Genomic DNA, 23,378 nt, shown 5'->3' with positions numbered 1-23,378 from the left:
ATTGTGTGGACCATATATTCTTTCCATAAAACTAATGAGTTATGAATGAAATTTATAAAAAAAATGATATGAATTATATGAATTTGGCCATGGAATGGTCCAAATTCTCTTATTGTAAAAAGAAAAAAGTAGGAGCTGTTATAGTTAAAAATAATAGAATAATTTCTGATGGATATAATGGAACACCAAGTGGTTTTGATAATATATGTGAAGATCAAAATGGATATACTAAATGGTATGTTTTGCATGCAGAAGCAAATGCCATATTAAAATTGGCTTATTCTTCACAATCCTGTAAAGGAGCTACTTTATATATTACACATTTTCCTTGTAAAGAATGTAGTAAATTAATTCATCAATCTAAAATTGAAAGAGTTGTCTATTTCTATCAATGTTCCATCATAAATGATGAATTAAATTTTTTGAAAAAATCAAAAATTATAATCGATCAATTACGTACCCAGATGGCGGAATAGGTATACGCGCTGAACTCAAAATTCAGTGATGTAAAATCATGCGGGTTCGAATCCCGCTCTGGGTATTCTTTTAGAATAAAAAATATCTTTGAGAAAGCGGTAAAATATCCGATGGCTTTGATTGTATTCTTTCTCCATTGATATAAACTCCATAAGTTTTTGGATCTATATTTATATTTGGAGTTTCTTCATTTAATATCATATCTCCTTTGGATAAAGAACGACATCCTTTTACTATCTTAATTTCCTTTTCTATTTCATTTTTTTCTATAAATCCATCATTTATTGCATGTATAGAAATAAAAATACTACTCAATTTTTGTTCAAAATAACCAAACATCTTACGATACATAAACGGTTGAGGAGTAGGTATAGTAGCATTAGGATCTCCAATACTAGCGTATACAATCATTCCACTTTTTATAACTAATTCTGGTTTTACTCCAAAAAAAGAGGGTTTCCATAACACCAAATCGGCCATTTTTCCAATATGAATGGATCCTACATATTCTGAAATCCCATGAGTGATAGAAGGATTTATAGTATATTTAGATATATATCTTTTTACTCTAAAATTATCATTTCTATAGGAATCATTGTTTAGAGAGCCTCGTTGTTTTTTCATTTTATCGGCTGTCTGCCAAGTTCGTTTTATGATCTCCCCAATTCTTCCCATAGCTTGAGAATCAGAACTCATCATACTAATAGCTCCTATATCGTGTAATACTCCTTCAGCACTAATAGTTTCAGATCGTATTCGTGATTTAGCAAATGCGATGTCTTCTGGAATATTTGAATCCAAATGATGACATATCATTAACATATCTAAATGTTCATCAATAGTGTTACAAGTATAAGGCATAGTGGGACTTGTAGATGATGGAAGCACATTGGAATAAGATATTACTTTCAGTAAATCAGGAGAATGTCCACCTCCTGCTCCTTCCGTATGATAAGTATGAATAGTCCTATCCTTAAATATTTTTAAGGTGTCCTCCACATAACCTGATTCGTTCAAGGAGTCTGTATGAATATTCACTTGTACATCTAGATTTTCCGATACTTCTAAACATTGATCTATAACATATGGAGTACTTCCCCAATCCTCATGAATTTTTAAACCACCAGCACCAGCCTTTATTTGTTCGATTAAGGCCTGAGGATGAGAACTATTGCCACTGGCAAGAAAAAGAAAATTTATAGGAATGTGATCTGTACTTTTTAACATTCGTTGAATATTCCATACTCCTGAAGTACAATTAGTAGCTATGGTACCAGTAGTAGGACCTGATCCTCCACCTACAATAGTGGTAGTTCCGTTTTCTAAAGCTACTTCCAATAATTGAGGACATATAAAATGAACATGACTGTCCACACTCCCAGCTGTAACAATCATATTTTCAGAAGAAATAACTTCGGTTCCCGCTCCAATATACATATTCTTCGTTACTCCATCCATAAAATATGGATTTCCGGATTTCCCAATTCCAACAATGACTCCATTTTTTATTCCAATATCTGCTTTCACGATTCCCCAATGATCAATAATAATAGCATTAGTTAGGACTAAGTCCAGGATTCCTTCGTCTCTTGTTGCAAATGGATGTTGTCCCATTCCGTCTCGAATTACTTTTCCACCTCCGAAAACACATTCATCTCCATAAATTGTATAATCTTTTTCTATTTCAATCCATAAAGAAGTATCTCCCAAACGAATTTTATCTCCTTTTGTTGGACCATACATCCTTGCATAAGATTCTCTATCTATTTTTTTCATATTTTTATATTTTCTTTACCGGAAAATCCATAAACTTTTTTACTTCCTCCTATTTTTACCAATAGAACTTCTTTTGTTTCCAATGGTTCAAAACGTACCGATCTCCCAGAAGGGATATCTAGTCTATATCCTTGAGTTCCATTTCTGTCAAAATGAAGAGCAAGATTGGTTTCATAAAAATGAAAATGAGATCCGACTTGTATAGGACGATTCCCAGTATTATACACTATTCTTTTTATACGAGATCTTCCAGTTAGTAAAACTACTTTTTCTTTAAGAAGATCATATTCTCCTGGAATTAAATTGGATTTTTTTTGAATGTTTTTTTTAATAGGATGGTGAATGGTTACTAGTTTTGTTCCATCAGGAAAAGTGGCTTCTATTTGAACATATTTGAGTAATTCATCTACTCCATCCATAACTTGATCATCATGAAGAATATTTCCTGCTTCATCCATAAGTTCTTTCACTGATTTTCCATCACGTGCTCCTTCCATAACATAATGAGTAATTAAAGCTACAGATTCAGGATAATTCAATTTCAATCCTCTTTCTAAACGTTTTTTCGCTAATTCTCCAGCCATGTAAAGAATAATTTTTTCCCTTTCATAAGAATTTAAGTGCATACTTTCTTGGTTTTATAAAAAACATTCAAAGTTATGAAATATTTTATTTTTTTTAAGTGGTATTAATTTACATGATAAATAAATAATTGAATATAAAATCAATTATTCCTCTCTCTGCAAATTATCATTATTTTTGTCATCCTCTTTTTTTTTTGGAAAATTATTTTATCTATAATAGAAAATGCAAGTTTTAAAATTTGGGGGAAGTTCCGTAGCTAATTCCGATTCCATAAAACGTATTTGTTATTTATTGAAAAAAAAACCAAAAGGAAGATATGCTATTGTGGTATCCGCATTAGAAAATATTACCGATCAATTGATACAATGTGGAAAATTAGCTTATGAAAGAAAAAATACTTATAAAAATACTTTAGAAAAAATAAAGATTCGTCATCTAAACATCATCAGAGATTTATTTCCTCTATCTTATCAAAGTGATATGATTGGTTATATCAAAAAAAATATAAAATATCTAGAAAATTTATGTCACGGAATTTTTCAAGTTAAAGAGCTTTCAAAACGTTCTTTAGATAAAATCATGAGTTTTGGAGAACTTACTTCCTCCTTTATTATTACGGAAAAACTAAAACAATATGGTTTAAACGCTGTTTGTAAAGATAGTAGAGAATTAATTGTAACAGATTCCCAATTTGGATGTGCAAAAGTTGACTTTAGGACAAGTAATCATCATATAATTCAATTCTTTCGTGAAAAAACATCAGAATATATTGTTTTTCCAGGTTTTATAGGTTCTACTTCCGAACACGAGACAACTACTCTTGGAAGAGGGGGTTCTGATTACACTGCCGCTATTTTAGCTTCTGCTATATCTGCAAATTTACTTGAAATATGGACGGATGTTAGTGGAATGATGACGGCCAACCCAAAATTTGTTGATCAAGCTTTTCCTATCAAGAAAATTTCTTATGAAGAGGCAATGGAATTATCTAATTTTGGAGCTAAAGTTATTTATCCTCCAACAATACACCCTGCTATGAGAAAAAAGATTCCTATACAAATTAAAAATACTTTTTCTCCTACAGATCCAGGAACTTTAATCCATATTGAAAAAAAAAAGACGAATATCAGTCAGCAAGAGCCAGTTACTGGAATTTCTGGAATTCAGAATTTAGCTTTTATTACTCTTGAAGGAAATAAGGGAATAGGAGTAATTTCAGGTTATTCCAAACGTTTATTTGAAGCTTTATCACGTGAAAAAATAAATATTATTTTTATAACACAAAGCTCTTCAGAATATTCCATAACTACAGGAATACATGAAATGGATATAATCAAAGCCCAATCTATAATAGATAGTGAATTCTCCCTGGAAATACATCAAGGAATAATGGATCCATTAAAAATAGAAAAAAACCTTTGTATCATTTCTATAGTAGGAGACAATATGAAAAATCTTCATGGGACCAGTGGAAAAATGTTTTCTTCTTTAGGAAAAAATGGGATCAATGTTATAGCAATAGCGCAAGAATCTACGGAAAAAAACATATCAGCTGTTATTCGTAAAAATGATTTTAAAAAAGCCTTAAATACTTTGCATGAAACATTTTTTGAAAAATATCCAAAACAAATTAATCTTTTCATTTGCGGAGTTGGAAAAGTAGGAAGTAAATTGATTGAACAAATTGATCAACAGAAAAATTACTTACTGGAAAAATTAAAACTTAAAGTTAGAATAATTGGATTAGCCAATAGTCAAAAAATGTATTTTGACGGTAAAGGAATAAATTTATGTAAATGGAGGTTAATTTTGAATGAAAATGGGATTAGAATGAATGTCTATTCGTTTATGGAAGAAATATGTAAGTTTAATTTAAGGAATAGTTTATTTGTCGATAATACAGCTAGTGAAGAAATGGCTATGACTTACGAAAAATTTTTTCAAAATGGAATTGGAGTCATTACTTGCAATAAAATAGCTTGTTCTTCTGATTACAATCATTATAAAAGATTAAAAACACTTTCCAAACATTTTAGATCTCCATTTTTATTCGAAACCAATGTAGGATCTAGTATTCCCGTAATTAGTACTATTAACGATCTTATAAATGGTGGAGATAAAATAAAGAAGATAGAAGCTGTATTATCTGGAAGTTTAAATTTTATTTTCAATCATTTTATAGGAGAAAAATCTTTTTTAGAAGTTGTAAAAGAAGCCCAATACAAAGGGTATACAAAACCAGATCCTCGTATAGATCTTAGCGGGTTAGATGTAATGCGAAAAATACTTATTTTAGCAAGAGAATGTGGATCTCCATTAGAACTAAGCGATATTGGTCATAAATCTTTTCTTCCTAAAAGTTGTTCGAATGCAATTTCCATAGAAAATTTTTATCAAGAATTACATAGATACAGAGATTATTTTTCTGTAATTAGAAAGGAATCAGAAAGGAAAAAAAAACGATTACGTTTTATTGCTCGTTACGAAAATGGAAGGGCTTCTATAGGTTTAGAATCGGTTAAACCAACCCATCCTTTTTATCAACTAGAAGGGAAAGATAATATGGTTGTATACAACACCTCTCGTTATGACGAACACCCTCTGATTATAAAAGGAAGTGGAGATGGAGCAGATGTTATTGCTTCTGGAGTATTGTCGGATATTATTAAAGCTACTAAATAATGAATCCATTCACAAACGATAGAACAACGATTTTTTTTTATTCAAAAAGATCTAAATGGCTACGTCCCCTTTGATATGAGGATGAGGTTTATAATTTATTAATTCAAAATCTTCGAAACGAAATTCAAAAATATTCTTGATGGAAGGATTTAGAATAATTTTTGGCAATGGTTTCGGTTTACGTTGTATTTGTAGTTGAACTTGTTCTATATGGTTATGATAAATATGGGCATCCCCTATAGTATGGATTAATTCCTTTTCTCTAAAATTTAGAGTTTTTGCTATCATAGTAAGTAATAAAGCATAAGAAGCTATATTAAAAGGTAATCCAAGAAAAATATCTGCACTTCTTTGATATAATTGTAATGATAATTTTTTTTTGTCCGAAACATAAAATTGAAAAAGTAAATGACAGGGAGGTAAAGCCATATTCTGAATCATACCTACATTCCAAGAAGAAACTATTAAACGTCGTGAATTAGGATTTAATTTCATTTCTTCTATAAGGTTAACTATTTGATCAATAGAATGACCATCGTAAGTAGGCCATTTTCGCCATTGTAATCCATATATTGGACCAAGGTCTCCATTTTCGTTGGCCCATTCATTCCAAATGGATACTTTATTTTTTTTTAAATATTGTATATTCGTATCTCCTTTTAAAAACCATAATAATTCATAAATAATGGATCGTATACTTAATTTTTTTGTGGTTAAAAGAGGAAAACCTTTCTCTAAATCAAATTTCATTTGATATCCAAATAAACTTCTCGTTCCTATTCCAGTACGATCCATTTTTTTCATTCCATTTTTTAATACTTTTCTTAATAAATTTAAATATTGTTTCATTTATAAAGAGTATTTTTGTATAAAAAAAAATAATTATGAATCAAAAGGTACTATTCTTTTCGACAAGAAGTGGGTTAAAACTATCAGAAAAGATTGCCTATTATTATGGGAATGTTTTAGGAAAGATTTGTTTTTTGAAATTTAAAGATGGAGAATATACACCTTGTTTTGAACAATCGGTTCGTGGATCACGAGTATTCTTGATTGGATCTACTTTTCCTCCAGTGGATAATTTAATGGAATTACTCCTAATGTGTGATGCAGCTCGTAGGGCTTCTGCTCATGATATAACACTTGTCATCCCCTATTTTGGATGGGCAAGACAAGATCATAAGGATATACCTAGAACTCCTATTGCAGCAAAACTTGTAGCTAATCTAATAGTGGCCTCAGGAGCTACAAGAGTCATGACCATGGATTTACATGCAGATCAAATTCAGGGTTTTTTTGATATTCCTGTAGATCATTTATATGCATCTAGAATATTTATTGATTATATTAAAAAATTAAATATAGATAAACTAACCATGGCTTCTCCAGATATGGGAGGAGCAAAAAGGGCTAGAAGTTATGCTGGTTATTTAGGAACAGATGTAGTAATCTGTTATAAGGAAAGAAAGAAAGCAAATGAAATAGATTTTATGAATCTTATTGGAAATGTAAAAGAAAAAAATATCATACTCATAGACGATATGGTAGATACAGCTGGAACTTTAACAGAAGCAGCTAATCTCATCAAAGAGAAAGGGGCTAAAAGTGTACGTGCCATAGCTACTCATCCAATTTTATCAGAAAAGTCTTATGAAAAAATAAGAAAATCAGCTCTAGAAGAATTAGTAGTTACGGATACCATTCCAATAATAATAAAAAATAGTGAAAAAATAAGAGTATTGTCCTGCGCTCCTCTTTTTGCAGAAGTAATGCAATCAGTACACAATGACGAATCCATCAGTCATAAATTTATAATTTAATGAATAATATGAAATATATAAATATATATGGAAAAAAAAGAAACATAGGAAAAAAAGCTGTTAGATCCATTCGATTTTCAGGAGAGGTTCCTTGTGTTTTATATGGAAAGAATATTAATATTCCATTTTCTACTGCATTGGAAAGTTTCAAAAACTTAATACATACAACATTAAATTGGGTAAATATACAAATAGAAGGAGAAAGAACGAACATAAATGCAATTCAAAAAGAAATACAATTAGATCCTATTAGTGAAAGAATATTGCATGCTGATTTTTGCAAGATTGAGGATAACAAACCTATAACATTAGAAATTCCTGTAAAAACTTTTGGAATGCCTATTGGGGTTTCTAGGGGAGGAGAATATTATTCTCCGATTAGAAAATTAAAAGTAAAAGCTCTTCCATCTTATTTTCCAGAATATATAAAACTGGATATTAGTCGTTTAAATATAGGAGAAAAAATAACAGTAAAAGATATATCTAAAAAAGAATATACCATTTTACATCCTATCAATACTCTTATAGCAAGAGTGAAACATTCTCGTACAACTACAACAACAACTAATAGTAGTAAGAGTTCTCAAGATGAAAAAAAAGACTAATAAATGAGTGACCTTTATTTTATGGAAATAGCTCTCGAAGAGGCTTTGATTGCTTTTCATGAAAATGAAGTTCCTATAGGAGCTGCAATAACATATAAAAATATAGTCATAGCTAGAGCTCATAATTTAACCGAAACTTTAGGTAATATAACCGCACATGCGGAAATGTTGGTAATAAACTACGCTTCTAATTTTTTAGGAGAAAAATATATACGAGAATGCACTTTATATGTGACTATTGAACCATGCATTATGTGTGCGGGAGCTTTATTCTGGTCTCAAATTGGAAGAGTAGTATGTGGAGCGAGAAATTCTAAAAGAGGATTTTTATATACAGGAATTAAGTTGCATCCTAGAACAAAATTTTTATCTGGAGTAATGAAAAATCAATGTAGGACTATTCTACAAAAGTTTTTCTTTTTCAAAAGAAAATAATCCATATTAGATAAGTACTTTTTTCTTTTTTATGATTCTTAGTTTAAGGAATACTGGAAACGTAGTCATTAAAACAATCATAAAAATGATCCATTCCAAATGATTCTTTAATTCTGGGAAACTTTTATCTAAGTAATGTCCAGCTAACATTATTGGAGAAGCCCAAGAAATAGCTCCGATAATATTATAAATCATAAATTTTTTAAAATCCACACGTATAGCACCTGCTACAATGGGAGAAAAAGTACGAAGAATTGGAAGAAATCGACTCATGATAAGAGCCGTTGTTTTGTATTTATTATAAAATAATTTTGCTATGATAAAATGTTTTTTTTTAAAAAGAAGGGTATCCTTTTTTTTATACAATAAATTTCCAGATTTATATCCTATCCAATATCCTTGCATATTTCCAAGAATAGCAACTATTGAAACAATTAAAATAATAACAAAAAAAGGAACATTGTAAAAATTTTTACATAAGTCTTCTCCAAAAATTCCAGCAGTAAATAACAAAGAATCTCCGGGTAAGAAAAAACCGATAAAGAACCCTGTTTCTGCAAAAACAATGGCTAAAAGAATAAATAAAGCCGTATTTCCAAAATAGAAAAAAATCCATCTAGGATTGAACAAATGCTGAAAAAAATCCCAAATATCTGACATTTTATTTTTTTTTATATTGATTGAGTACGATCCTATAAAGCTATAGAAAATTTAAATAGATTCTAAAAATATTTATTTTTATGGAATATTTGTTCAAATTTATTGATATTTTAGGATGGGGACCAAATATATTTTTCCTAATTGTTTTTTTCATTTTTTTAATTTTTTGGTTATACAAAATCTATCACTTTATCGATTAATAATAATCATCTAAAATTGATTAATTTTGTTCTAAAAAGAAAGCATTCATGTATGTCGTTGTTCGAAACAAATATCTTCTTTAATGAAGAGGCTTATAATAAATTGAAAAATTATCTTCTTAATGAGGTGTATCCTATAGAGAATACATTTATTTTAGTGGATCATTGTACCTATATACATTGTCTTCCAATTCTTTTATCTCATATAAATCTTTTAGAAAGATCCAATGTCATTAAAATTAAGTCAGGAGAAAAAGAAAAAAATATTTATACCTGTATTAAGATATGGAAAGATATGGAAAATTTAAAGGCCAATAGAAATAGTTTAATGATTAATTTAGGAGGAGGTGTTATTACAGATATTGGTGGATTTGTAGCTTCTGTATTTAAAAGAGGAGTTCGTTTCATTAATATTCCTACAACGTTATTAGGAATGGTAGATGCCTCTATAGGAGGCAAAACGGGGGTTAATTTAGAATCCATTAAAAATGAAATAGGATCTTTTAACCCTCCAGAATTTTTGATCATCGATCCTATATTTTTAAAAACTCTTCCTGAAAAAGAATTGATTTCAGGAATGGCCGAAATGTTTAAACATGGATTAATAGCAGATAAAAATTTTTGGATCGATATGAAAAATAATAAAAATAATAAATGGGATGATTTAATTTATCAATCCATATTGATAAAAAATAAAATTGTAGAAAAAGATCCTAAAGAAAAAGGATTAAGAAAAATTCTTAATTTTGGACATACTATAGGTCATGCTTTAGAAAGTTATTTTATGGATTCTAAAAAAAAAATTTTACATGGGATAGCTATTGCTATGGGAATGGTTTATGAATCTTGGATTTCTCACAAAATAAATGGGTTATCCATAGAAGATTATCAAGAAATAAAATCTATTCTTTCTGGAATGTATCCACTTAAAAAAATATCTGATTCAGAAATGGATCAAATATTTTCAATCATGGAGCATGATAAAAAAAATGAAATGAATAAAATACAGTTTTCTTTATTAAAGGAAATAGGGATTTGCTCCTACAACTGTCAGGTTCCTTATTCCTTAATCAAGGAAAGTTTCTTACAAAGAAACTAATTGATTGATAATATTTTCTTTAAATTATGCAAAAAAAATAAATAAAAAGATGGGAGAAAAATTAATTTCTATTAATATTGAAGATGAAATGAAATCCTCCTACATAGATTATTCTATGTCCGTTATTGTATCCAGAGCTCTTCCTGACGCAAGAGATGGATTAAAACCTGTACATAGAAGAGTTCTTTATGGAATGTACCAATTAGGAATTTTTTCTAATAATTCCTATAAAAAATCGGCTCGTATTGTTGGAGAAGTACTGGGAAAATATCATCCGCATGGAGATATTTCCGTTTACGATACGATGGTTCGTATGTCGCAAAAATGGACTCTTCGTTATCCATTAATAGATGGACAGGGAAATTTCGGTTCATTAGATGCAGATCCACCTGCAGCAATGCGTTATACGGAAGTTAGGATGAAAAAAATATCTGAAGAAATGTTGTTGGACATAAAAAAAGGAACAGTGGATATGCAACTGAATTTTGATGATTCTCTAGAAGAACCTACGGTATTGCCTACACGTATTCCTAATCTTTTGATCAATGGGTCTTCTGGAATAGCCGTAGGAATGGCCACAAACATTCCTCCTCATAATTTAAAAGAAACTATAAAAGCTATTTGCGCATATATAGATAATAATGACATATCCGTAGAACAAATAATGGAATATATTAAAGCTCCAGATTTTCCTACAGGAGGAATTATTTACGGATACGATGGCGTAAAGAAAGCTTTCCATACTGGAAAAGGTCGTATTGTATTACGCGCAAAGGTTCATTTAGAAGAAATTCATGGAAGACAATGTATTGTTGTGGATGAAATCCCTTATCAAGTGAATAAATCAGAGATGATTAATAGAACAGTAGAATTAATGAAGGATGGAAAGTTGGAAGGAATTTATCAAATTCGTGATGAATCGGATAGGAATGGATTACGTATAGTATATGTACTGAAACAAAATATAATAAATACTAATGTTTTATTGAATAATCTATTCAAATATACTTCTTTACAAACTTATTTCAACGTTAATAACATTGCTTTAGTTAATGGAAAACCAGTTCAACTAAATATAAAAGATCTTATACAACATTTTGTGGATCATAGACAAAGTGTTATTATTCGTCGTACTCAATACGAATTGAAAAAATATAAAAATCGTATTCAGACTTTGATAGGTTTTTTAACAATATTGGATCATTTAGATAAAATGATTGAATTAATCAAAGATTCTAAGGATCATAATGAAGCTTGTGATAGACTTATTCAAAAATTTAAACTATCTAAGCATCAATCCAAATCCATTTTGGATATTCGTTTACAAAGTCTTACTTCTTTAGAAATTGATAAGATTAAAAGAGAACATAAAGAATTGGTGAAAAAGATAGCGTTTTTAGAAAATGTCTTAAGACAACATTCTATCAGGATGAGAATTATAAAAAAAGAACTTTTAAATATCAAAGATAAATATCAAGATAAACGTCGCACACAAATTGATTACTTAGGAAGTGAAGTGAACATGGAAGATCTTATTGAAGATGAACAGGTAGTCCTGACTATTTCTCATGCTGGATACATCAAAAGAACTTCTTTATCAGAATACAAATGTCAAGGAAGAGGAGGTTTTGGAAATAGAGGGGCAATTGCTAGAGAATCGGATTTTTTCAAACATCTACTCATAGCTACTAATCATCAATATTTACTTATTTTTACAGAAAAAGGGAAATGTTTTTGGTTAAGAGTCTATGAAATTCCAGAAGGATCAAAAATTTCTAAAGGAAGAGCCATACAAAATATGATTCATCTACAACCAGATGATAAAGTGAATGCTTACATATTAACTGGAGACCTGACAAAAAATAAGTATGTTAAGAATCATTACGTCATGATGGTAACTCAAAAAGGAATGGTTAAAAAAACTTCTTTGAAGCATTATTCACGTCCTAGAAAGGATGGAATCAAAGCTATTGTAATTCGTGAAGGAGATTCCTTATTAGAAGCTATCTTAATTAAGGGAAATAGTCATATTTTTATTGCTGTAAAAAGTGGAAAAATAATTCGTTTTTCAGAAGATAAAGTTCGTTCAACTGGAAGAATGTCTTCTGGAGTTATAGGTATTAATTTAACCATTCCGGAAGACTCTGTAATTGGAATGATATGTTTAGAGAAAGAGGAAAAAGGACAACATTTATTGGTGGTTTCTGATAAAGGATTTGGAAAAAGATCCAATTTAAAAGATTACCGAATTACTAATCGTGGAGGAAAAGGGATAAAAACAATAAACATCACTCAAAAAACAGGGAGTTTAATCGCTATAAAAAAAGTAACGGATCAAGATGATCTAATGATTATTAAAAAATCTGGAATTATCATACGTATTCCTGTCTCGGATATACGAGTTATGGGAAGGGATACTCAAGGAGTAAAACTGATAAATTTAAAAAAAAATGAGGAAATTGCTGATGTAGAAAAAGTTTATAACAAACAGGTAGTTTAATCGCTTCATGAAATTTCCTTGAAATCTCGTAAAATATTTACACATTCTGCTATATGAAAATCTTTCAATAGATTATTGATCCATTCTTTTTGTTCTAATTTATATTTTGAAACAATTTTGTAACGTGGAGGAAAAGCTCGTAATCCATATACATTGAAGCAGTTTTTTAATGTTTCAAATTCTTTGTTAATTTTTTTTATTTTTAAGGTTTCATAATAAAAATCTTTCCAATTAAGAGAAACATATTTATTATTTAGAAATCTTTTTTCTAATAATTGGATGGTTTTATCCATGGTCATTAATTTATGATGTTTCTTTATACGATTTATACTTTTTAACTTTATTTTTTCTAAATATCCTCTATCTTTTTTCCAAAATGGAAAACTGAGAGAATCAATACGATCCCATATCATAGAATTTGGTTGATCTTTTTCCATAATTTTGAGTGAACAAGAAATATTATTTGGAATTACGATATCTGAATTTACGCCTTTCAATTGAGTAGAACTCCCATTGACTCTATAAAATTTACTTATGGTAAATTTTAAATACCCCAATTCTTCATTAAAGAAAAAAAATTTATTTAATGGATAAAAAGTTTGAACAGTTCCTTTTCCATATGTTTGATAGCTTCCAACAATGATTCCTCTTTTATAATCCACTATAGCAGAAGCAAGAATTTCGGATGCAGAAGCCGATAATTCATTTACAAGGATCACGAGAGGACCTTCCCAGAGAACTTGAGGATCTTTATTCTTTAATATTTTCTTTTTTTTTCTATCAGAAAGACCAACTTGTACTATGGGAACTTTTCCTAAGAATAATCCCGCAATTTCTACGACAGTATCTAAAGATCCACCTCCATTATTCCTTATATCCACAATAAGACCTTGAATATTTTCTTTTTTTAATTCTTGAATAATTCTTCTCATATCTTTAGCCGCATTTCTTCCATTTTTATTTTCAGGATTAAAATAAAATTCTGGTAAATGTATTAATCCATATTTATCCTTATTATTATCATCCAATAATGTAACGCTTTTTGCAAAAATTTCTTTTTTTTCAATAGTATCCCTAATAAGTATCACTTCTTCTATAGAGCCATCTTTTTTTTGAATTGTTAATTTTACTTTGCTCCCTTTTTTGCCTCTTATAAGACGAATAGAGTTGTCCAATAACATTCCTGTAATGTTCTTGTATTCTGAATTTGGATTGCTTGCTACTCGAATAATTTTATCTCCTATTTCTATTTTTTTACTTTTCCATGCTGGTCCCCCAACAATGATTTTTACAATAGTAGCATATCCTTTATCCTCTTTCAATTCCACTCCAATTCCTTCTATTTCTCCAGACATATTGAAATCAAAATTTTCCTTTTCTTTAGGTGAAAAATAAATAGTATGAGGATCATATTGTGAGGTAATAGTATTTACATACATAGAAAACCAATCTTTTTTTTTTCTTATTTTTAATTTTCTAAAATATTCTCGTATATTCTCTTCTACTTTTTTTCTTGATTGTTCTTCTTTATTCATAAATATATTTCTCCAAATATCTTTTTTTGGATTTTTCCAAATATTTTCTTTGGGATTATTCAATGGAGAAACTATTTCCATAATAGTCAAATATTTTAAATATTTTCTCCATTCTTCCATCCATTTTTGTTTATTTTTTGGATAAAAATATTTATATTCTCCAGGGATGAATACTTCTTTTTTATTAAAATCGAAGGGCTTTTTTAAAATTTTCAAACAAAAATTTTCCACATCTTTGATTCTTTGATAAAAAAAATCCATTGTAATATTGAAAAATTTTGGATCTCCATTGATCCAATCCTCGTCTATTTTTTCTCTATAACAAGAGAGATTGTCTATGTCTTTTTGCATAAAAAAACGTTTTTGATGATCTAAATTCTCAAAATATTTTTGATATACTTTTTGTGAAAAATGATCGTCAATATCAATGGAACTAGGATGTAAAAGATCAAGTGTTTGGTATATGGTTTTTAATATAATGCGATGTTTTTCTTCTTCTTTTGTAGTAGTATTATTTGAAGAACAAAAGCTTAATAAAAAAGTAAAAAGGAAACCAATTATTATATACTTTAAATTTCTAAATTTAGAAGATGGAATAATCATAATAAAATTACAATATACTTGATTAAAAAATGAAAAAAAAACCGATTATTTTAGTGACAAACGATGATGGAATTATAGCTCCAGGGATTCGAGCTCTTGTTCATGCTATGAATTCTTTAGGGGATGTCTATGTTGTTGCTCCAAATAAACCTCAATCTGGAGTAGGCCATTCCATTACAATGGATTCGGTATTGTATTGTGATTCGGTACAAATTGATAATGGATATCAAAAAGAATGGGAATGTTCAGGGACTCCTGTGGATTGTGTAAAATTAGCCCTTAGTAATATTCTTCCAAGAAAACCTGATATCTGTGTATCTGGAATTAATCATGGGTCTAATTCTTCCATAAATATTATGTATTCTGGAACTATTTCTGCAGTAATAGAAGCTGGAATAGAGGGAATACCATCTGTTGGTTTTTCTCTTTTAGATTTTGATTGGAATGCCGATTTTGAACCATCTAAAAAGTATGTATGTAAAATTGTAAATAAAATTCTTCATAATCCTATTCCAAAAGGAAATATTAGTCTCAATGTCAATATTCCAAAATTAAAAAAAGAACAAATAAAAGGAATTAAAATATGCAGACAGGCAGAAGCTAAATGGGAAGAAAGTTTTGATAAACGTTATAATCCAAAAGGAAGAACTTATTATTGGTTAGTCGGAGATTTTGTTAATTTTGATAATAATAAATCAGATACTGATGAATGGGCCTTAAAAAATGGATACGTTTCTGTTGTTCCTATAAAATTTGATTTAACCGATTATCCAACTTTAAATATTTTGAGATCATGGAATTTTATCTTAATTTTTTTTTTTCTTATTATGAACAAAAAATTTATCGGTTGTGTCAGCTCTTTTAGAAGTGGTTTTAAATCCAAAGAATATTAAAGAATTTGTTGGACAACGTGATGTTTTAGAAAATTTAAAAATTTTTATTCAAGCGGCTAAAAAAAGAAAAGAATCCTTAGATCATATTCTATTTCATGGTCCTCCAGGATTAGGAAAAACAACTCTTGCTCATATAGTGTCTAATGAATTAGGGGTAAATATCTCTGTAACTTCAGGATCTGTTTTGGATAAACCGGGAGATTTAGCCGGTTTGCTTATTCATTTAAATTTAAACGATGTTTTATTTATTGATGAAATACATCGTCTTTCGCCTATAGTTGAAGAATATTTGTATTCTGCTATGGAAAATTACAAAATCGATATTATAATAGATTCTGGATCCAATAATGCCCGATCAGTTCAAATAGATTTATCTCCTTTTACCTTAATAGGAGCAACAACAAGATCTGGTTTATTGACAGCTCCTATGCGTTCTAGATTTGGAATAAATTTTCGTTTAACCTATTATCAAAAAGAATTATTAAAAAAAATTGTAGATCGTAGTGCCAAAATATTAAAAATTCCAATCACCGAAGAAGCTTCTTATGAAATAGCTAATAGAAGTCGTGGAACTCCACGTGTAGCGAATTTTTTACTTCGTAGAATTCGTGATTTCGCTCAAATAAAAGGAAACGGAACTATAGATATTAAAATATGTAATTTAGGATTGCAATCGCTTAATGTAGACCAACATGGATTGGACGAGATGGATAATAGAATTCTTCTGTATATTATTGATCACTTTAAGGGAGGTCCTGTGGGAATTAATACCATAGCAACAGCTGTAAGTGAAAACTCCGATACAATAGAAGAAGTATATGAACCTTTTCTTATTCAAGAGGGATATTTAGTAAGAACCCCTAGAGGAAGAAAGGCCACAATGTTAGCTTATGAACATCTAAAACGAAAAATACAAAAAAAATAAAACAATTTTTTTATTATCTATTTATATTTGTAAACAAAAAAGAATTTAAAAAGATATCATGCCTTCAAATGTTATTGTTGGTCTCCAATGGGGTGACGAGGGAAAAGGAAAAATCACAGATCTACTTGCTAAAAATTCAGATTATGTAATCCGTTATCAGGGGGGAAATAATTCTGGTCATTCTATTCATATTAATAATCGTTATTTTATTCTTCATTTAATTCCATCTGGAGTTGTTTATCCTTTCATTAAATGTATTATAGGTCCTGGAGTAGTGATAGATCCAAAATCTTTGATTCAAGAAATCAAAGATATAGAATCTATAGGGATCAATACTTCTAAAGTTTTTTTGTCGAAACGTGCGCATATAACCATGCCTTATCATCGTTTACTGGATCAATATAAAGAAGAATATTTAGGAGATAGATCTATTGGAACTACACACCGTGGAATTGGACCTACTTATGAAGATAAAATAGCTCGTATAGGAATCCGTGTATTAGACTTTTTAAATTTAAAAATTTTTTATAAAAAATTAAAGGAAAACATAGATTATAAAAATAAAATTATAACAAAAGTATATAAAAGGCCCTCTATTTCCTTTCAGTCCATATATGAAGAATATATAGAGTACGCGAAAACTCTTTCTCCTCGTATTATAGATTCTGTATATGAGATACATAACGCTTTTCATAAAGGAAAAAAAATTTTATTTGAAGGAGCTCAAGCTATGCTATTGGATATAAATTATGGGACTTACCCATATGTTACTACTTCTTCAACTTCTACAGGTGGAGTATGTACAGGGTCCGGAATTCCTCCTAATCTTTTAAAAAATTTTATAGGAGTAGCAAAATCTTACTGTACACGTGTAGGTTCTGGCCCTTTTCCTACAGAGATTAGGAATAATATGAGCGATATAATCCGTCGAAGGGGAAATGAATATGGATCAACCACCAATAGACCAAGAAGATGCGGATGGTTGGATCTTCTATCCCTAAAGTATTCCTGCATGATTAATGGAATTACTCATTTAATCATTACAAAGATGGATGTTTTAAGTGAATTGGAATTCATTAAAGTGTGTGTAGAATACAAAATAAATGGAAAAAGAATCCAATATTTTCCAGCAAGCATAGAATTGTTTGAAGAAAAGGTAGAAGCTATTTATATAGATTTTCCTGGTTGGAAAAAAGATATATCTCATATATATGAGTATGAGTATTTGCCAAAAAATTGCAAAAAATATGTTAATTTTATAGAAAGTTATTTAAATTTGGAGATTCTATTAATTTCTGTAGGTTCTGAGAGAAATCAAAACATTATCAAAAATAAATCTTCTTTTTTTAAAATTTTTTCTTAATATTTACAAAAAAATCATTTCTTGTGAAAGAATATAAAAATCCTTTAATCGAACGATACAGTAGTAAAGAAATGTTGTATAATTTTTCTCCAAAAAAAAAGTTTACTACATGGAGGCAACTTTGGCTCTCTTTAGCGGAGATACAAAAAAAATTAGGTTTAAATATTAAGGAAGAACAAATCAATGATTTAAAAAAACATTTATATGATATCGATTGGAAAAGGGTTGCTTTTTATGAAAAGAAATTACGTCATGATGTCATGGCTCATCTATATGCTTTTGGAGAAAAAGCGATTATAGCTAAACCAATTATTCATTTGGGTGCTACAAGTGCTTTTCTAGTCGACAATACTGATCTTATTCTCATACGAGATGGATTAGAAATTATCCTTAATAAATTAATCAATGTTCTCTTTCGTCTGAGAAATTTTACCTTAGAATATCATAATCTACCTACCTTAGCTTTTACTCATTACCAACCTGCTCAACTGACTACTGTTGGAAAACGATCCTCTTTATGGATACAAAGTTTACTAATGGACGTAAAAGAATTAGAATTTAGATTAGAAAATATTTTTTTCAGAGGAGTTAAAGGAACTGTAGGAACAGCAGCTAGTTTCAAAGAATTATTTGATGGAGATTTACAGAAAGTAAAAATAATGGAAAAAGAATTATCCAATAAATTTGGATTTCAAAAAGTTTTTCCTGTTACAGGTCAAACTTACGATAGAAAAGTGGATGCACAAATATTAAATTTATTATCCAATATTTCTCAAACTTCTCACAAATTTAGCAACGATTTACGTTTGTTACAAAATTTGAAAGAAATAGAAGAGCCATTTGAAAAAGAACAAATTGGATCCAGTGCTATGGCTTATAAACAAAATCCAATACTTAGTGAACGTATAGCGTCTTTAGCCAAATATGTTATTTCTCTATCGAATAGTTCAGCTATGGTTGCAGCAACTCAGTGGTTGGAACGTACTTTAGATGATTCAGCCAATAGAAGATTGGTTATTGCACAAGCATTTCTAGCAATAGATTCTATTTTAATGATTTGGAATCATGTATTGGAAAATATTGTTGTCTATCCTAAAATGATAGAAAAAAATATCCATCAAGAATTTCCATTTTTAATAACTGAATCTATTCTTGTAGAAAGTGTAAAAAATGGAGCAGATAGACAAAAAGTTCATGATAGAATACGAATTCATTCCATGAAAACAAACTCAAAAATAAAATTAGAAGGAAAAGAAAATGATTTTATCGAACGTATTTTAAACGATGAAACAATTCCTATCAATAGGGATAAAATAAATAAAATGATGGATCCTAAAAAATTTATCGGATTTTCTTCCGATCAATCCTTAGAATTTATTGAAAAAGAAGTCAATCCAGTCTTGGATCGATTTCATCGTTTTATAGATTCCAATAGTAGTAGTAGAAATATTAAAGTTTAGTTTCATATCGTATAATTCTAATGGATTTTAGGATATATATACAAAAAAGAGTTTCTTTTGACATTTATTCTATAAAATTATATCAGGAATTAAAAGATATGGATATCTCATTAGATCAAGTAATTGTTTATCATATATACGATATCTTTCATATCGAAAAAAAATTTTTTACAGATACTTTGTATAAAGTTTTTGTGGATCCTGTAACAGATATTTACCGTAAAAAAATACATTTAAAGAATCCATATTTTGCTATAGAATATTTACCAGGAGAATATGATCCACGTGCAGATGCTGCTATGCAATGCTTAAAAATTATGGATCCTTTATCTACAGTATTTATAAAAACAGGTCGATTAATCGAATTAATAGGATTGAATCCAAATGAGGATATTTATAACATAAAAAATTATTGTATCAATCCAAATGTTTATAAGGAGAAAAATCTTAAAGAAATGGAGCCACATTTTTCTTCTTCTTTCAAGAAAAAAAATGGAAACAAAAAGAATCTTAAAATTGTAGAAGGTTTTATTCATTTTACTCATGAAGAACTAAAAAAAATTCATAAAGAATGGAATTTTTCTATTGATTTAAATGATTTATTGTTCATTCAACAATATTTTTATGAAGAAGAAAATCGTGATCCTACAGAAGCGGAATTACGTATTTTAGATACCTATTGGTCGGATCATTGTCGTCATTCTACATTTTTTACTACATTGGTAGATATAACTTTTGATGGAAAATTTAAAGAAACGTATCAAAATATTTTTAACGAATATTTAAAAGATCGTAATTCTATAGGAAGATCCGACCATCCTATAAATTTGATGGATTTGTCTAATCTTCCTGCTAAGATACTTTCTAAAAAAGGAAAATTGAAAAACTATGTATCCTCTTTGAAAGAACGTAATTCTTGTATGATGAAAATAGACGTAGATATTATAGATATGGATAAAAAAAAAGAAAAAGAGGAGTGGTATTTATTATTTAAAAATGAAACTCACAATCATCCTACGGAAATTGATCCTTTTGGAGGTGCTTCTACTTGTATAGGAGGGGCAATTAGAGATATTTTGTCTGGAAGAGGTTTTGTCTATCAATCTATTCGATTAAGTGGAGCCTCTGATCCTACCACCACTACAAAAACATTGAATGGAAAATTACCACAACGTAAAATATGCTGTGAATCCGCTTATGGTTATAGTTTTTATGGAAATCAAGTCGGAGTAGCCACTAGCCATATCCATGAAATTTATCATGAAGGGTATAGAGCAAAAAAAATGGAAGTAGGAATGGTTATAGGAGCTGTTCCAGTTGATTATGTAAAAATAAAGCCACCAAAAAAAGGAGATATTATTCTATTGATAGGTGGATGGACAGGAAGGGATGGAATAGGAGGCGCTACGGAATCTTCTAAAAAATACGAGGATAAGAATTCCAATATGAAAAAAATTCAAAAAGGAAATCCAATAATAGAAAGACAAATACAAAGATTTTTTAGAAAAAAAGAAGTAATATCATTGATAAAAAAATGCAATGATTTTGGAGCAGGAGGAGCTTCAGTAGCTATAGGTGAATTGAGTAATAGTTTAGTTCTTCATTTGGATAAAATTCCAATAAAAAAAAACACCTATTTAGATCCTTTAGAAATAGCACTTTCAGAATCCCAGGAACGGATGGCTGTTGTATTAGATCCATATGATGTAAAAAAATTTATGATGTTAGCTCGTAAAGAAAATATTCTTTCCGTCCCAATAGCTGTAGTAACGGATAATGAACGTATAATATTTTATCATAAAGGAAAAAAAATATTGAACTTGAAAAGTTCTTTCTTAAATACAGGTGGAGCTAATAAAAAAAAGGTGGTTCATGTCAACTCTCCTACTACTGAACTTTCTCCTTTTCAAAAATCAAAGGATGTTAATTTCAGTAAAGAAACGTTCTTAGAATCTCTTTCTCAATTAAATATTTCTTCTCAAAAAAGTATGGTAGAAATGTTTGATAGTACTGTAGGAGCTACTACCATATTGATGCCTTTCGGAGGTAAGTACCAAATAACTCCATCTGAAGGAAGTGTACACAAAATTCCTGTATATTATGGAGAAACTACAACGGTAAGCTTAGCTTCTTGGGGTTTTCATCCAGATATTTCTACTTGGAGTCCTCTTCATGGAGGAGCTTATGCTATAGTGGAATGTGTTGCTAAAATTGTTGCTATGGGTGGAAATTATAAAAATACTTATTTTAGTTTTCAAGAATATTATCAAAAATTAGGAAACGATCCAAAAAAATGGGGAGAACCATTTTCTTCTTTGTTAGGAGCTTATCATGCACAAATTGCTTTTGGTTTAGCTTCTATTGGAGGGAAAGACAGCATGTCTGGAACATATAAAAATATACACGTCCCTCCAACATTAATAGCTTTTGGAGTAACAACAGGTTCCTGTTGGAATATAGTATCCCCTGAATTAAAAAAAATAGGGAATAAAATATATTTGTATCATCATAAACCTTTAAAAAATGAAATGCCAGATTTTGATTCTCTGAAAAATGCATACGATAAAGTTTATAAAGATATTTGTTCTGGAAAAATAGTTTCTGTAAAAACTGTAAAAGATGGAGGAATTTCCGTTGCTATTGCCAAAATGTCTTTTGGAAATCGTTTAGGTGTTGTTATTCATTACAATGACCATTTTCTTGAAACCCATATAGGTTCATTAATCATAGAGACCTCTGATTTTATTTCTTCAAAAGAGTTCCTATTAATAGGAGAAGTTGTATCGTCTAAAAATTTGAATTTTAATGGAGTTTCTATTAATATAGAGGAAGCTATAAAAATTTGGTTAAAAACATTAACCCCTATTTTTAACCATGGAATTATCCATAAAAAAAATATTCTACGAAAAAAAAGAAAAAAACCTCAATCTATTTCAATATGGAAATCGAATAAAAAAGTAGTACCACGTGTATTTATTCCAATATTTCCTGGAACAAATTGTGAATTTGAATCTATTCAAGCTTTTGAAAAAGAAGGAGCCATAGTAAAAAATTATGTATTTAAAAACTCAATAGATAAAGATATTCTTATTGAATCCATATCTCAAATGGAAAGATATATAAAATCTGTACAAATATTTATGCTTTGTGGAGGATTTAGTGCTGGAGATGAACCCGATGGTTCGGCAAAGTTTATTACGTCTGTATTACATAATCCATACATACAAGAGTCTGTGAAATATTTTCTTGATCATGATGGATTGATTTTAGGTATTTGTAACGGATTTCAGGGACTAATAAAATCTGGATTATTACCTTATGGGAAAATAGGAGTTCGTCATCATAAGTCTCCTACACTAACCTATAACGAAAGCGGAAAACATATATCCCAGTGTGTTCATATAAAAGTTATTTCGGATCAATCTCCATGGTTAAAAGGAATGAAAGATAAAGTATATACTGTACCGCTCTCTCATAGTGAAGGGAGGTTTTATGCCAGTGAAAACATAACCAATATTTTATTAAAAAAGAATCAAATAGCAACGCAATATGTAGATTTAAAAGGACACCCAACTTTAGATAGACGCTATAATCCAAATGGATCTGTAGAAGCTGTGGAAGGGATATTAAGTGAAGATGGAAAAATTTATGGAAGAATGACTCATCCAGAGCGTTATAATTATGGATTATTACAAAATATCCCTGATATCAACGAACATTCTATTTTTAAAAATGCAGTTCAATACTTTTTATAATTATA

General features: G+C 29.4%; 17 protein-coding genes and 1 tRNA gene. 13 read left to right on the top strand and 5 right to left on the bottom strand.

The annotated features are described in order from the left end of the window. Positions 1–41: 41 nt before the first annotated feature. Together MADAR_RS02980 and MADAR_RS01135 are read left to right on the top strand one after the other, a co-directional pair. Positions 42–476: a dCMP deaminase family protein gene (locus MADAR_RS02980; protein WP_014158703.1), complete on the top strand. Its 435-nt coding sequence runs from the start codon at positions 42–44 to the stop codon at positions 474–476. Then, positions 459–541: transfer RNA gene (locus MADAR_RS01135), tRNA-Leu, on the top strand. Before MADAR_RS02980 ends, MADAR_RS01135 begins: the two co-directional genes overlap by 18 nt. Before the next feature lie 5 nt (positions 542–546). Here MADAR_RS01135 and ureC read toward each other — a convergent pair. Beyond that, the gene (gene ureC / locus MADAR_RS01130) at positions 547–2,253 is read right to left on the bottom strand and encodes an urease subunit alpha (protein WP_014158702.1); all 1,707 of its coding nucleotides are present in this window, start codon (positions 2,251–2,253) and stop codon (positions 547–549) included. Next, complete coding sequence (locus tag MADAR_RS01125) at positions 2,250–2,879, bottom strand: urease subunit gamma (RefSeq protein WP_014158701.1); 630 nt, start codon at positions 2,877–2,879, stop codon at positions 2,250–2,252. The genes ureC and MADAR_RS01125 overlap by 4 nt, the downstream gene beginning before the upstream one ends. A 181-nt stretch (positions 2,880–3,060) precedes the next feature. On the opposite strand from MADAR_RS01125, the gene thrA reads away from it, so the two are divergent. Then, positions 3,061–5,520 carry a bifunctional aspartate kinase/homoserine dehydrogenase I gene (gene thrA, locus MADAR_RS01120; protein WP_014158700.1) on the top strand — a complete coding sequence of 820 codons (2,460 nt, stop codon included), beginning with the start codon at positions 3,061–3,063 and terminating at the stop codon, positions 5,518–5,520. Between the two features lie 51 nt (positions 5,521–5,571). Here the strand turns inward: thrA and MADAR_RS01115 are convergent, their stop codons facing one another. Continuing rightward, a complete protein-coding gene (locus MADAR_RS01115) occupies positions 5,572–6,369 on the bottom strand; it encodes a thymidylate synthase (protein ID WP_014158699.1) in 798 nt (265 codons plus the stop codon). A gap of 35 nt (positions 6,370–6,404) precedes the next feature. On the opposite strand from MADAR_RS01115, the gene MADAR_RS01110 reads away from it, so the two are divergent. Genes MADAR_RS01110 through MADAR_RS01100 form a run of 3 tightly spaced genes read left to right on the top strand, consistent with a single transcriptional unit; the run spans position 6,405 to position 8,380 of the window. Further along, on the top strand, positions 6,405–7,340 hold the full coding sequence (locus tag MADAR_RS01110; protein ID WP_014158698.1) for a ribose-phosphate pyrophosphokinase: 936 nt from the start codon (positions 6,405–6,407) through the stop codon (positions 7,338–7,340). Between the two features lie 8 nt (positions 7,341–7,348). After that, a complete protein-coding gene (locus tag MADAR_RS01105; protein WP_041178032.1) occupies positions 7,349–7,945 on the top strand; it encodes a 50S ribosomal protein L25 in 597 nt (198 codons plus the stop codon). 3 nt (positions 7,946–7,948) lie between these two features. Then, positions 7,949–8,380 carry a nucleoside deaminase gene (locus MADAR_RS01100; RefSeq protein WP_014158696.1) on the top strand — a complete coding sequence of 144 codons (432 nt, stop codon included), beginning with the start codon at positions 7,949–7,951 and terminating at the stop codon, positions 8,378–8,380. 6 nt (positions 8,381–8,386) lie between these two features. Here MADAR_RS01100 and MADAR_RS01095 read toward each other — a convergent pair whose 3' ends face one another. Continuing rightward, positions 8,387–9,040 carry a DedA family protein gene (locus MADAR_RS01095; RefSeq protein WP_014158695.1) on the bottom strand — a complete coding sequence of 218 codons (654 nt, stop codon included), beginning with the start codon at positions 9,038–9,040 and terminating at the stop codon, positions 8,387–8,389. Between the two features lie 252 nt (positions 9,041–9,292). Here MADAR_RS01095 and aroB point away from each other — a divergent pair, with 252 nt between their 5' ends. Both aroB and gyrA read left to right on the top strand, forming a co-directional pair. Continuing rightward, on the top strand, positions 9,293–10,339 hold the full coding sequence (aroB, locus tag MADAR_RS01090) for a 3-dehydroquinate synthase (RefSeq protein ID WP_014158694.1): 1,047 nt from the start codon (positions 9,293–9,295) through the stop codon (positions 10,337–10,339). A gap of 49 nt (positions 10,340–10,388) precedes the next feature. After that, entirely contained in the window at positions 10,389–12,839 is a 2,451-nt protein-coding gene (gene gyrA / locus MADAR_RS01085; protein WP_014158693.1) for a DNA gyrase subunit A, read from the top strand. Between the two features lie 5 nt (positions 12,840–12,844). On the opposite strand, the gene MADAR_RS01080 is transcribed toward gyrA, so the two are convergent. Then, positions 12,845–14,977: a carboxy terminal-processing peptidase gene (locus MADAR_RS01080; RefSeq protein ID WP_014158692.1), complete on the bottom strand. Its 2,133-nt coding sequence runs from the start codon at positions 14,975–14,977 to the stop codon at positions 12,845–12,847. 29 nt (positions 14,978–15,006) lie between these two features. Between MADAR_RS01080 and surE the strand changes: the two genes are divergently transcribed. Genes surE through MADAR_RS01055 form a run of 5 tightly spaced genes read left to right on the top strand, consistent with a single transcriptional unit; the run spans position 15,007 to position 23,373 of the window. Next, on the top strand, positions 15,007–15,870 hold the full coding sequence (gene surE / locus MADAR_RS01075; protein ID WP_014158691.1) for a 5'/3'-nucleotidase SurE: 864 nt from the start codon (positions 15,007–15,009) through the stop codon (positions 15,868–15,870). Beyond that, a complete protein-coding gene (gene ruvB, locus MADAR_RS01070) occupies positions 15,827–16,795 on the top strand; it encodes a Holliday junction branch migration DNA helicase RuvB (protein WP_014158690.1) in 969 nt (322 codons plus the stop codon). The genes surE and ruvB overlap by 44 nt, the downstream gene beginning before the upstream one ends. Before the next feature lie 58 nt (positions 16,796–16,853). Further along, positions 16,854–18,158 carry an adenylosuccinate synthase gene (locus MADAR_RS01065; protein WP_014158689.1) on the top strand — a complete coding sequence of 435 codons (1,305 nt, stop codon included), beginning with the start codon at positions 16,854–16,856 and terminating at the stop codon, positions 18,156–18,158. Between the two features lie 23 nt (positions 18,159–18,181). Next, positions 18,182–19,618, top strand: a complete 1,437-nt coding sequence (gene purB / locus MADAR_RS01060; RefSeq protein WP_014158688.1) for an adenylosuccinate lyase — start codon at positions 18,182–18,184, stop codon at positions 19,616–19,618. 20 nt (positions 19,619–19,638) lie between these two features. After that, complete coding sequence (locus MADAR_RS01055; RefSeq protein ID WP_014158687.1) at positions 19,639–23,373, top strand: phosphoribosylformylglycinamidine synthase; 3,735 nt, start codon at positions 19,639–19,641, stop codon at positions 23,371–23,373. Positions 23,374–23,378 lie beyond the last annotated feature (5 nt).

Origin of the sequence: Blattabacterium sp. (Mastotermes darwiniensis) str. MADAR (assembly GCF_000233435.1) — a bacterium.
Taxonomy (GTDB): domain Bacteria; phylum Bacteroidota; class Bacteroidia; order Flavobacteriales; family Blattabacteriaceae; genus Blattabacterium.
Note: the sequence above shows the minus strand (reverse complement) of the source record. Positions and strands in the feature narration are given on the sequence as shown.